9 protein-coding genes are annotated in these 13,047 nt (G+C 44.9%); 5 read left to right on the forward strand and 4 right to left on the reverse strand.

Going from position 1 to position 13,047, the window contains the following annotated elements; translation table 11 throughout:
• Window positions 1–185: 185 nt before the first annotated feature.
• Window positions 186–2,147 (forward strand): serine/threonine-protein kinase, encoded by a 1,962-nt coding sequence (locus QUA50_RS26390; protein ID WP_333268067.1) that lies wholly within the window; start codon window positions 186–188, stop codon window positions 2,145–2,147.
• 88 nt (window positions 2,148–2,235) lie between these two features.
• Complete coding sequence (locus tag QUA50_RS26395; protein WP_333268065.1) at window positions 2,236–3,510, forward strand: serine/threonine-protein kinase; 1,275 nt, start codon at window positions 2,236–2,238, stop codon at window positions 3,508–3,510.
• Here the strand turns inward: QUA50_RS26395 and QUA50_RS26400 are convergent.
• The 3 genes from QUA50_RS26400 to cynS form a co-directional block, all read right to left on the reverse strand.
• Window positions 3,502–4,104 (reverse strand): type IV pilin-like G/H family protein, encoded by a 603-nt coding sequence (locus tag QUA50_RS26400; protein ID WP_333268064.1) that lies wholly within the window; start codon window positions 4,102–4,104, stop codon window positions 3,502–3,504. The two genes, QUA50_RS26395 and QUA50_RS26400, sit on opposite strands and share 9 nt — an antisense overlap.
• A 55-nt stretch (window positions 4,105–4,159) precedes the next feature.
• Window positions 4,160–5,542: an ATP-dependent protease ATP-binding subunit ClpX gene (gene clpX / locus QUA50_RS26405; RefSeq protein WP_333268061.1), complete on the reverse strand. Its 1,383-nt coding sequence runs from the start codon at window positions 5,540–5,542 to the stop codon at window positions 4,160–4,162.
• 353 nt (window positions 5,543–5,895) lie between these two features.
• Complete coding sequence (gene cynS / locus QUA50_RS26410; protein WP_333268060.1) at window positions 5,896–6,339, reverse strand: cyanase; 444 nt, start codon at window positions 6,337–6,339, stop codon at window positions 5,896–5,898.
• Between the two features lie 446 nt (window positions 6,340–6,785).
• Between cynS and QUA50_RS26415 the strand changes: the two genes are divergently transcribed.
• Together QUA50_RS26415 and QUA50_RS26420 are read left to right on the forward strand one after the other, a co-directional pair.
• Window positions 6,786–7,130 (forward strand): slr1659 superfamily regulator, encoded by a 345-nt coding sequence (locus QUA50_RS26415; RefSeq protein ID WP_333268058.1) that lies wholly within the window; start codon window positions 6,786–6,788, stop codon window positions 7,128–7,130.
• Window positions 7,131–7,277: 147 nt separating this feature from the next.
• A complete protein-coding gene (locus QUA50_RS26420) occupies window positions 7,278–9,416 on the forward strand; it encodes a PAS domain-containing sensor histidine kinase (protein WP_445243195.1) in 2,139 nt (712 codons plus the stop codon).
• 591 nt (window positions 9,417–10,007) lie between these two features.
• Here QUA50_RS26420 and QUA50_RS26425 read toward each other — a convergent pair.
• The gene (locus QUA50_RS26425) at window positions 10,008–10,310 is read right to left on the reverse strand and encodes a hypothetical protein (RefSeq protein ID WP_333268056.1); all 303 of its coding nucleotides are present in this window, start codon (window positions 10,308–10,310) and stop codon (window positions 10,008–10,010) included.
• Window positions 10,311–10,365: 55 nt separating this feature from the next.
• Between QUA50_RS26425 and QUA50_RS26430 the strand changes: the two genes are divergently transcribed.
• The gene (locus QUA50_RS26430; RefSeq protein WP_333268054.1) at window positions 10,366–12,951 is read left to right on the forward strand and encodes a PAS domain S-box protein; all 2,586 of its coding nucleotides are present in this window, start codon (window positions 10,366–10,368) and stop codon (window positions 12,949–12,951) included.
• The last annotated feature ends 96 nt before the right edge of the window (window positions 12,952–13,047 follow it).

A 13,047-nucleotide genomic window follows, 5' to 3' on the forward strand; every position in this document is an offset into this window, starting at 1 on the left:
AGGCATCTTGCCTGTTGCTGACAGGATATAACCCCACAAAAAAAATAACTCTTTGTGGAACAGGCATCTTGCCTGTTGCTGACAGGATATAACCCCACAAAAAAAATAACTCTTTGTGGAACAGGCATCTTGCCTGTTAATGACGGGCGAGAAGCCCCTCCCACAAAAACATTACTAAAAACTATATGAACGCCTTCCCCGATTTTTCCACTCACGGCTATCAGATTGAAAAAGAACTCGGACACAACATTCTCGGCGGCAGAGTTACATACTTAGCGAAAAATACGAATACTCAAAAATTAGTTGTAATTAAGCAATTTCAATTTGCTCAATTAGGTGCTAGCTGGGCAGAATACGAAGCTTACGAACAAGAAATTAAAGTTTTGCAAAATCTGGATTTTCCGGGCATTCCCCGCTATCTCGATTCTTTTCAAACAGACAGCGGTTTCTGCATGGTGCAGGAATACAAAAATGCTGAATCTGCTGTCGCGCGGACTTTTTCCCCGCCGGATATCAAGCAAATTGCGATCGCAACTTTAGACATTTTAGTTGACCTGCAAGCTCAGAAACCGCCGATAATTCACCGCGACATTAAGCCCGAAAACTTGTTGATAGATGACGAACTCAATGTTTATTTAGTTGACTTTGGTTTTGCGCGGCTAGGAGGTGGAAATATCGCGGCTAGCAGCGTCGTCAAAGGCACGATGGGATTCATGCCACCCGAACAAATGTTCAACCGAAAATTAACAAAAGCATCCGACCTTTACGGCTTGGGGATAACGCTGATTTGCTTGTTAACTGGGACAAAATCTGCGGATGTCGGTAATTTAGTTGATGCCAATTATGGCATTCATTTCCGGCATTTAGTACCGCCATTGCAGCAGGGTTGGATGAATTGGTTGGAGAGGATGGTAGCGCCGAGATTGCAAGAGAGATATCCATCGGCTGCGGATGCTTTAACGGCGCTAGAATCTTTGGATGTCAGCAGTTTGCCGAAAGTGAGAATTGAGCGCGATCGCATTCAATTCACCGCCGCAGAATTTGGAGGAAAAGTAACACAAATCGTTACCGTTAGCAACCCTATTCCGGATACAATTTTAGCAGGTCGATGGGAAGTAGTGCCGCACCCGAACGATCCGCCACATACTCCTTACGACCACCCTTACATCTCCTTTGAACCGCAGAAATTTGAGGGCAATGAGGTCAGGTGCAAAATAACGGTAGATACGAGCAAATTACTAGCAAGTAAAATTTATCATCGCCAGATGATACTCCACGTTAATTCCGATCCGGATACCCAGAAAATTGAGATTCAAGTTAAAACTGCTCCTCTTCTAGAACCCAAGCAAATGCCATATTTGTTTAAAGATAGAGGGAGTTTTATGTTGGTGTTTATCTGCGTCGGTTGGCTGCTAAGCAACCCGATGGACTCACCGATGTTTTTCACGTTAATAGCTGTCCTACTTCCGGGTTTTGCAGCAGCAGAAAAGACGCTCTATACAGAAAAAGAAAAGACAATATATACAACAGGAAATAAAAATGTAAATTGGTTTCAATCTATCTTAGGAGGCACTTTAGGGATTACAGCAATATTTCTGGCAGCGACTAATTTTTTATCACTTGTTGGTAGTGCTTTTGGTAATAGTACGGGTCAAGAAATCGCTTTACTTTTTTGTTTGGTGATTTCAGCTATAGTTGGTGCTTCAGGTGGTTTTGAGAAAAGTAGGAGTTTGACAATCTTGGCCTTTGTAGGTTGTGGACTTTTGATTGTCTTTTATTTACCGTCGAGTATAGCATTGATATTTGTGCTTTTGGTTACTAATCTGGGTTCTTTTAAGGTAGTTTATACCTTAGCTAAAGCCAGGAGTTACGAACAGATTAAAATAGGTTCTTTTAAGAAAGATGCTGTAGCGATCGCATTTCTCACCGCTGGATTTTACATCAGTTTAGGAGCCGTATTTCAACGGTACTTAAGGTTTGCAAATGAGATAGACTCGATCGAACCCTTAAAAGTTTTAGTTTTAGCAGCAAGTACGACTGCCCCTCTCCTCGTCACCGCCATTCCATTACTTTACTTGATTGTTTTTAAAAGAAACAGAATGATTGCTGCCTACCGCAAATCCAAGCCATATTTGATTAAACCATAATCAACTGTTTTTACTAATAACTTTAGTTCGGATTTTTCCAAATTTTTATTTTAAAGACTGAAGTCATGACTACAAACCTTAAAAATTTATGAACGCTTTTCCTGACTTTTCCAACTACGGCTATCAAATAAATCGCCAACTCGGACACAATCGCGCCGGCGGGAGAGTTACCTATCTCGCTATTGAAATTAATACCCAACGTTCCGTCGCTGTCAAACAATTTCAATTTGCCCAAACAGGCGCTAATTGGGCTCAATATCAAGCTTGCGAACAAGAAATTAAGATTTTGCGAGAACTGGATCATCCCAACATTCCCCGCTATTTAGATTCCTTCCAAACCGCATCGGGTTTCTGCATGGTACAGGAATACAAAAATGCCGATTCTCTCGCTATTTTGCGCCAGCTAACACCGCAGCGAACCAAGCAAATTGCTATCTCTGTTTTAGAAATTATCAAATACTTGCAAAACCGCGTTCCGCCAGTTATTCACAGAGATTTAAAACCGGAAAATATCTTGGTGGACGATCGCCTCAATGTCAGCCTTGTCGATTTTGGATTTGCTAGAATCGGCGGGGGAGAAGTGGCCGCCAGCAGCGTTGTTAAAGGCACTTTGGGCTTTATGCCACCAGAACAAATGTTCAACCGCCAGCTAACTGTTGCATCGGATTTATACAGTCTCGGCGCGACGCTAATTTGCTTGCTAATCGGCATCCATTCTACTGAAATTGGCAGCTTGATGGACGATACGGGGCGGATTAATTTTAAACATCACTTGCTGCAGCTAACTCCAGAGTTTCTTGACTGGCTGCAAAAAATGGTGGAACCAAATTTCAAACACCGCTATCCTTCCGCAGATGAGGCTTTAAATGCTTTGATTCCCCTCGAAGTAGTTCAGCAGCGTAACAACTTAAAACCGGTATTGATATCAGTTGGAGTATTAACAGCAATTTCTGCTATTTTTCTTCCGCTTTTTTGGAAATCTCCCGAACCTCAAACAGCAGTAGATATCAAATCAGTAATCAACTCAGAAAATTTGAACCCTAAGACTCAAGTAATGTTAACTGACGAATTAGAATCTACGAAAATTAGGGCGGTTTGGTCTTTGAAAAAAAACAAAAAAGTCTATTTTGCTGTAAGTGCTGCTAACTTGCCAGAAGGAGAATATAGAAGTTATTGTAAGGTTGTCAACCCTCAAAAACTATCCGCAGCCCAAAGTCAATCTTATTTAAAAACGACGGGCGATCGATTAAATACTTGGTGTTGGTACAATTTTCAAAAGGATGACAAGCCTGGAAATTGGAAGTTTGAATTTTACTTAGACGGTAAAAAAGTGGCGCAAAATAGTTTCAAGGTCTTACCTTAAGATAGTTGTTCCGGGCTGGCAGTGAATTTCTTTGCCGTCAAAAGTTGGCGGATTCCAAGTTTCTGCATAACTTGCATTAATTCGATCGCTCTCGCAAATTGCCGAAATAGTTGTTATAATATTGCTACCCTTTTCTTTGAAAGCAAATACTGCGCCCGTGTAGGATTTATCGGTATTCATATCATTAGGTTGGGCTATCGCGATCGCGCTTTCAAATTGTGCCGATTGGCGTTGATTGTACGAGGTTTGAACCGGGCCCATTGATGATACGATCGTGTAATAATAGTTATTGGTTTGTTCTTTAATTCCAATACTCAATTTTCCAATGGAATGGCTAAATTGACCGTATTCTGCATAGTAAGCTTGCTGCGCTCTATTGATGCTTGAAATATATTTTATGGCTTCAAAAAAATTCTTACCCCTTGGCCGGGACGAGGGCGGGACGATCGTATTGAGTGCGAAATCGTAAAATGACGCCATGATGCCAGCCACAACCGCGCTGTAAATTGCAATCCTCGGCAGCAAACTGGATACTGGCAATCTCGATTTTTTACTGGTTTTAGCTACATTGACTGACATTTTTTTAACTGTCATAAAGTAAATTTGCCAAGCTTGTAGGGTGCGCCACAAGCACCCTACAGATTACAAATTATGCAGTTTCGTGCTGTTTGTGCCATGCGGGATGCCACAGCAATTCAGCAGTCGATCGCTTCTCAACCATTTCAGGAGTAATCGTACAGTTAGCCACATCCTTGCGAGAAGGCAACTCGTACATCACATCCAGCATTAACTCTTCTAAAATGCTGCGGAGAGCTCTGGCGCCAGTTTTGCGGCGATAGGCCTCTTGGGCGATCGCCCGCAGCGCTTCCGGCTGGAATTCCAATTCCACGCTGTCCATCTTCAACAGCTTTTGATACTGCTTCACCAGCGCATTCCGGGGCTCGGTCAATATCTGCATCAAAGCTGCTTCATCCAGCGGCGAAATCACCGTTACCACCGGAATCCGCCCGACAAACTCTGGAATCAAACCAAACTTGACTAAATCGTCCGGCTGTACCTGCTGCAAAATATCAGCAGCCCGCTTATCCTTCGCCGGCAAAGTTGAGTTGCTGTCGCTTGCTGTTGGCTGAATAAAGCCCAAAGATTTTTTACCCAAACGCTGTTCAACTATTTTTTCCAAACCGACAAAAGCACCGCCGCAAATAAATAAAATTTTGCTAGTGTCAACTTGAATAAAATCTTGGTAAGGATGTTTGCGGCCGCCTTGCGGGGGCACGTTAACCACTGTTCCTTCCAACATTTTTAGCAGCGCTTGCTGCACTCCTTCACCCGATACATCTCTAGTGATCGAAGTGTTTTCGCTTTTGCGAGCAATCTTGTCAATTTCATCAATATAAATAATGCCCCGCTGCGCCGCTTCCACATCAAAATCGGACATTTGCAACAGCCGCAGCAAGATATTTTCTACATCGTCGCCGACATATCCAGCTTCTGTCAGTGTCGTCGCATCCGCTACCGCAAACGGAACTTCGAGCATTTGCGCCAAACTTTGCGCTAACAAAGTTTTACCGCAACCTGTGGGCCCGACTAGCAGGATGTTGGATTTTTGCAGTTCTACATCGCTGTCAGGGGAAGACTTGTCGCTATCTTTAGCTTGGTCAACGCTCAAGCGCTTGTAGTGGTTGTAAACTGCTACAGAAAGGACTTTTTTGGCTGAATGCTGGCCGATGACGTGGTTGTCTAAATGCTGCTTAATCTCTGTCGGTTTGGGAATTTGACCTAAAACAATTTTCGATTTATTCGATCGACCCGAGCGCCGCGTTCCTTGTCCCTGAGACTCTCGCACCTCTGAGTGGGGAATCTGTTGACCAATTGTTTTGCTGGAGTCAAAGAATTCCTCCTCTAAAATTTCATTGCACAGTTCCACGCATTCATCGCAAATGTAGACGCCGGGCCCAGCTATTAACTTGCGGACGTACTCTTGCGACTTGCCGCAAAAGGAGCATCTCAGATGGGAGTCATATTTTGACATATTTGCCTCTTACTTTACGGTTGCGGTTGCTTGTTTCGACTGGGGAAGTTGCGGCGCGATCGACCTTAGCTTTGCCCTAGAAGGGTTTCCCGATCCGACACCCAAGCCAGTCAGTCGATTTGAGATTTTAGATTATAGATTTACTCCACAGATTAATTTTGGAGTTGAACTAGGGTCTAAAATTTGGGGAGCTGCACGACTTAAGTCGGGGGCTTGTCTCCGTTTTTTGGCGGAGTCAAGCTTCGCTATCTCTATTTCTAAGTTAACACTTTTGAGGCTTTAGTCATTAGTCGTGACTCATTCGAGCAAATTTTGAATCTTTAATTTTCACTTGGAGGTAAAGTGGCAAGGGCTTACCATTTTTTGTATTCCAAAAATTTTCCCGACATAATTATTTTCACTCGATCGCCTTTTGGGTCTGCTTCTTTCTCGACATCCATAGTAAAGTCGATCGCGCTCATAATCCCGTCACCAAATTTTTCGTGAATCACTGCTTTGAGCGGCATCCCGTAAACCTGCATAATTTCATAGAAACGATAAATCAGCGGATCGACCGGAACCGATGGCTCCAAGGAACCTTTTAACGGAGGTTCACAGAGAACCGCAGCCGTCTCGCTATCTAGTCCCAAAGCCGAGACAATTTTCTCGGCTTCATCTGCTGATGCGGTAGCTTGACGGTAAATAACCGCGGCAATCCAAACTTCGTCGCGCCCCAAAACTTTTTCCAAATCTGCAAAACTAATTCCCTTAGCTTTTTTAGCCGCCAAAAGCTTTTCTGTAATTCCTGAAATTGCCATTAAATATTCTCCCCTTCACTTCAGTGTCAGATGTGAAATATTTCTCACATTTTGGAAGTTTTGTCAATACCAAATTGAGAACAAAAATCGAATAGATAGATCGGAACTTCCGCAAAACCTCGTCTCGTTAACCCCCACAACTCATACAATTTGAGATTTGAGATTTGAAATGTTAGATTGGCAATGAGTGATGACTACCAGGGTTGGGAGCTAGTCAACAGTTGCATTCTTTTTTTCAACTGGTATCACAACCGCTAAATCCTAAAATAACTCATAACTGCCCTGTGGCAATGGTACAGTTGGCAGTATATGTAATAAAAGTTACACGCACAAAGACCTTCGGCATTCGGCAAACGGCTGAATTTGGATCGTGCTAGCCTGAAGCTCAATCGTCGCTCGCGCAGCCAAAGACCCTTTACCACTAAAAACCGGCAACTGACAAAAGTATGGAGATTCAGACCAAAGATTACACGATCCAGTACGATCGGGCTACGCAAACAGTTACCTGTAGCGGCTCGTTCCGACTCAGCCAGGTGGAAGAATACGCACCGATCGTCGATCTGCTCAACGAAGTGGCTGACTCCTGCCCAAACACGGTGACTCTAGACTTGCGAAAGCTAGAATTTTTAAATAGTTCTGGAATTAATATAGTCTCAAAATTTGTGATCAAAGTGCGCCAGCAAAAAAATATTCAAATCGCCATCAAAGGTTCTAAACAGATCCCCTGGCAGATAAAATCCCTGAAAAACTTGCAGCGGCTGATGCCTTCCTTGCAATTAGAATTGGAATAGTAGCGAAAAAGGTAAAGATGAATCCCCGGCTAAGTCCGAGAACCAGGATCGGGGTGGCTGAAGTTAATCGGAATAAGTCATAGTTAAACTAGCACAAAACCATAAAAAACTTCAGAACCGACTAAAAATTACCAATTTTCAATTGCTATGCAGGAAGAACCATCGACAGAACAGCTACTTTTCGACGTTCAACGGCTGAGTGCGGAACTTGAAAACTTGAAGCGCGAAAAGGTTGACCTAGAAATTTTACTGGAGACTACCACCGAACATTCAGATACGATGGAAGCTCACTTGCTGAGCAAAGCTCAGTTGGCGCTGCGTTCGAGCGAAGAGCAGTTTCGGGCGATCGCCGCGGCAACTCCCGTGCCGATATTAGTTTCTCGCCTCTGTGACGGCTTAATTATGTATGCGAACGCTCAATTGGCTTCTCTCCTGAACATACCCCTAGAAAAATTGATCGGCTGCAGCACTCCAGACTTTTACTTCAACCCCGCCGATCGCCCACAGGTACTTGAGGCACTTGCTAAGGACGGATACCTCCAAAACTACGAACTCCACTGCAAAAAATCAGACGGCACCGCTTTCTGGGCGATGATCTCGGTTCAGTCGCTGGTGTTTAACGGGCAGCAGACGGCATTGTGCGCCTTGTACGACCTCACCCAGCGCAAGGAAGCAGAAAAAACCCTCCAAGAGAGCGAAAAGCGTCTGCGCCGCCAGAGTTTGGCCTTGTTGCAGCTAGGTAGGCAGAGGACTCTCAACAGCGGTGCGCTGAATGTGGGAATTCGCGAAATTACCGAGGCTGCAGCCCGGACTTTGGATGTCGAAAAAGTCAGCGTCTGGCTTTACAACCACGGAAGATTTGGAAATCGCTACCCCAGCGATCCCCAGCTAAATTTTACGGAGAGAGTGCTCGCCCACAACCAAACAGAGGCAATCGAGACAGATACCGCTGCCCCAGAGCAACACGAGGGGGCTAATCATTCTAAGTTTAAAATCCCCAACCTCAAATTAGTTTGTCTCGACGTGTACGATCGCACCCAGGAGAATCATTTGAGCCGGGATTCCATATCCGCAAGCGATTTAAATTTATCAATTTTAGATGTTGAAGGCGACGCACCCCGCGAAAATTTGCGATCGGACAATGGTTTAGAACCTACGACAAAGACTCAAAACTCTCTACAAACAAATTTGTCCCGCTCATCTTCCCTAGGCGAACATTCCGATGTGCAGACAAATCCCAGCAAGCCGAATTCATCCATATTAAATGTAGCAATTAGGCTCGGCGGGCAGATCGTGGGCATCCTCTCTCTCGAACATATCGGCGCGCCCCGCCAGTGGGCTCTGGAGGAACGCACCTTCGCTGATTCTTTGGCAAATTTGGTAGCGCTGGCGATCGAAGGATTTGAGCGCCAGCGGGCTCAGGAAGCACTCTCCAAAGCCAAAGCGCAGCTAGAAATGACCGTCGATCAGCGCACCGCTCAACTCACCGCCGCCAATAAACTGCTCCGCATCGAAATTGCCGAGCGCAAAAGAGCCGAAATAGCTTTGCAAGAAGCCTTACACAAAGCTGAAGCAGCTTCGAGAGCTAAAAGCACTTTTTTAGCCAACATGAGCCACGAGCTGCGGACGCCGCTCAACGCGATTATCGGTTACAGCGAAATGCTACAAGAAGAAGCACGGGAATCGGGACTCGAAGAGATCGTTCCCGACACCCAAAAAATTTATAACGCCGGCAAACACTTGCTGACTTTAATTAACGATATTCTAGACCTTTCTAAGATAGAAGCCGGTCGGATGGAGCTTTATTTAGAAAAATTTGACCTCAGTAATTTAATAGAAGAAGTCGTTGCAACTTTGCACCCTTTGGTCGAAAAAAATCACAATCAATTGCAAGTTTCTTGCTCGGACAATTTGGGAGTGATGTATGCTGATTTGACCAAAGTCAGGCAAATTTTGTTCAATTTGCTCTCGAATGCCCTGAAGTTTACCGAAGGTGGAACGGTGCTGTTGAGCGCGACTCGCGAACCCGCAGGCGACAGCGATTGGGTTTATTTACAGGTATCTGATACGGGGATTGGAATGTCGGCAGAACAGCAGCAGGGTTTGTTTCAACCTTTTATTCAAGGGGACGCTTCGACTACTCGCAAGTACGGCGGCACCGGTTTAGGATTGGCCATTAGCCGCTTGTTTTGCCAGATGATGGGCGGCGATATTACTGTTGAGAGTGAGTTGGATGTTGGCTCTACTTTTACGGTTCATTTAAATGCCAAAGTTGATATTAGTTAGAAACAAGTTGGGCAACTAGCAAGGTAGGGGATTTAAGGGATTTAACGGGTGGGAAATTTTCCCGGAATTGTGTACCGGATTTAACGGATAAAACGGATGGCAAAAGATGGAATAATTTCCCCCTTACCAATTTTCCAATTACCAATTACCCATTACCAATTACCCATTCCCTTTTTAATTGTGACACCGATCGCGATCGACCTCTGTTGTCGATCACACAGTAGCATTTTTTTTCAGCCTAGAATACCTATATTATTCCAAGATTGTCCTGCAGGCACGATCGGGCGCCTCGCTGCATTCACAAGTCCCACCTCAACCTAATTAAGGCGGTGGGGGGTTGCTTCCAGAAAGGCAATTTGGTAAAAGTAATGCTATGGTCGCGAAGCAGTAGAAGGCAAAATTTAACAGGAAATCAGGAAGTTTCAAAAGTCTCTGGACGCAGAAACACAATTCTGCTTTTTGCCTTCATACTGCTTCTACGGGCGAGATAGCACTGCTGCTGAAAGCAATGCACAATTTCTCAGAATCAAAGGAGTGCATCTACATGATTAAACCTTGCAGTCAACCGCTAAAAATAAACCCTTTTACTTGTTATCGCGATCCCGCTACAGGCAGGTGGACTACTGTAGTTACAAGTGTTCCAAACACTGGCGAAACAGACTCTAGTTTGAAAGCAGAAGCCGAAGGCGAAAACGAAGGTAAAGCAGAAACGATCGTTTCTGCTTCGCCTGCTGTCTCGGTGTCGAAAAAAGTCCTTTCTTTCTCCCTGCCTCCGTTTAAATACCGTGCCAAAAAATCTGCTGTTAGTGTCAGCAGGTAGCTATCGCAGGGGTCTAATCTAGTTTCCACGGTTAGTCCCCGGCGCTCGCCCAATAAAAAAACGAACTTACCCATAGCCTAAACTGCTAAAAAGCGATATACTGGCAGAAAACTTTCTCCTTCAATATCCGTGAAGTATTTGCTCGATCGCTGCCTCCACTTTGTATGGACAGACCGACCAATTCGCCAGCGGGGAACAATCATCGTTGCTATCCCCATTATTTTTCTGTTTGCTTCACTGCTAGCAATTGCACGCCTCCGGCAGATTACCATACAGATAAGAGAACGAGCAGATACTAATAGGGCAATACTTCAGGAAACTAACCGCTTGTTAACCCTCGTGGTAGATGCGGAAACGGGCATTCGAGGTTACGGGTTGACGAAGCGCCGCGCATTTCTCTCACCCTACTTAGAAGCCAAGAAGAGTTTGCCTCCGCTGCTGGCTGAACTCAAGGTTATGGTAGAAGAAAATACACTGCAAGCTCAGCGATTTGAAGATATCAAAAAAAGTACCGAACAGCATATAAATTTCTTGCAAAACACTTTGAATAAGCTCGACAGTTCGGCAACAAGCGTGCCGTCGCCGGAAATAATTGAGGTGTTCACTCAAGGCAAATTGAGGAGGGATAACCTGCGTGCAAAAATTAATGTGTTTGCTAATGCAGGCGAAGCCTACCAGAAAGCTCTAGATCGGCAAAGACGGGGTTTGATAGATTTCACTAATTTTGTGCAAGTTGCTGGTTTGCTTTGCGGCTGTTTTGGTGCCGGGGCTTCCTGGTATTTATTTGATGGTTTAGAGAAGGAATTGAGGAAGCGGGAAGCAGGCTTGGAAGAAAGTAAAAGTCGCATTCAAGCTGTGGTAGACAATGCGGCTGACGGGATTATCACTTTGGACGCACGGGGAAATATTGAGTCTTTTAATAGGGCAGCAGAAAAGATTTTTGGCGAGAAAGCCGATCGAATAATTGGCTCTAACTTGCGGCAACTGATAGCTCAACCCCAGCCTTACAGCACCGTGGGGGATTATTCGGTAGAATATTTTGTGTTACATCCAGATACTACGCTGAAGACATACCAACAAGAAACAGTTGGTATTCGCAGCGACGGCACGAAGTTTCCGATGGAGTTGGCAGTCAGCGAAATGCGTCTGGCAAATCAACACTTGTTTATTGCGATTTGCCGCGATGCCAGAGGACGCAAACAAGCCGAGGAAACTCTGCGAAAGCAAGCGCAAATGCTGGATTTGGCCAACGATACGATCGCGGTACTAGACTTGAATGGAGCGATTTCTTATTGGAATTTAGGGGCCAAGTGGCTCTACGGGTGGCGGAAGTCGCAAGCAGTAGGAAAAAATATTCACAAGCTTTTACAAACAGAATGGGTTCAACCTTTTGAGGCAATTCAAAAAGTATTTTTCGAGAAGGGTTCTTGGCAAGGAGAACTGGTGCGAACTAAGAAAGACGGGACAAAAATAACGGTGGCCAGCCGGTGGACTTTGCAGCGCGACGAGCAAGATCGACCGATCGCTATTTTGGAAATCAGCAACGATATTAGCGATCGCAAACGCTCAGAAATTGCTTTGGCCCAAAGCGCCCAGCGGTTTCGCGCTACTTTTGAGCAGGCGGCAGTCGGCATGGTTCAAAAGACTGTGGAAGGCAAATTTCTGTTAGTCAATCAAAAACTTTGCGAAATTTTGGGCTACAGCCGGCAAGAATTGGTTGAGAAAAGATTTCAGGAGATTACTTGGCCGGGAGATTTGGCAAGCGAATTGGAACTTTTGCGCCAATTGTTAGCAGCAGAAGTTGAAAATTACTCTTTGGAAAAGCGCTACATCCGCAAAGACGGAGAGTTGGTGTGGGCGAACTTAACGGTTTCGCTGCTGCGAGAACAAAATGGCACTCAATTTCTGATGGGTGTGGTAGAAGATATTAGGGAACGCAAACAAGCTGAGGAATCACTGCGGTTGCGCGCTGAAGAATTGAGTTGGACAGCGCAGATGCTGGCTCAAACGACGAATGTTTTAAGAAAGCGGAATCAAGAATTAGACCAGTTTGCTTATGTAGTTTCTCACGATTTGAAAGCGCCGCTCAGGGCGATCGCCAATCTCAGCAGTTGGATAGAAGAAGACCTCAGCGAGTCAATGACAGAGGATACTCTGCACCAAATGAACCTGCTGCGCGGCAGAGTTCACAGGATGGAAGGTTTGATTGAGGGACTGCTGCAATATTCCCGCGTCGGACGGATTCAAGTGCCTTCGGAAATGGTAAAAGTTGAGAATTTATTAGCCGAAATTATTGATTCGTTGGCGCCACCGTCTGAATTTGAGGTTAAAGTGGCACCGGGAATGCCAACTTTCGTGACCGAAAAATTGCCGCTACAGCAGGTTTTTTCTAATTTAATTAGCAACGCAATTAAGCACAACCGAGCTGAATCGGGTCACGTAAAAATATCGGTTAAAGAGTTAGATGATTTTTACGAGTTTTCTGTAGAGGATGACGGGCCGGGAATTGCTCCTCAATATCACGATAAAGTTTTTGTGATTTTTCAGACCTTGGAAGCTCGCGATAAAGTTGAAAATACTGGGATTGGTTTGTCGCTGGTGAAGAAAATTGTCGAAGGTCAAGGGGGCAGTATTTCCCTAGAATCTGCCGAAGGTGAGGGAGCAACTTTTCGGTTTACTTGGCCGAAGCAACCTATTAGCCAAGACGGAAAGTGAAACAACTTTAAAGGTAGGATGTTTAGGAATCAGAATTAAATAACTTCCACTCTTGAAAGTGGGATGGGCGTCCCGCCCGTCCACTCATGACGGGCG

Source organism: Microcoleus sp. M2_D5 (assembly GCF_036701935.1).
Classification (GTDB): Bacteria; Cyanobacteriota; Cyanobacteriia; order Cyanobacteriales; family Microcoleaceae; genus Microcoleus.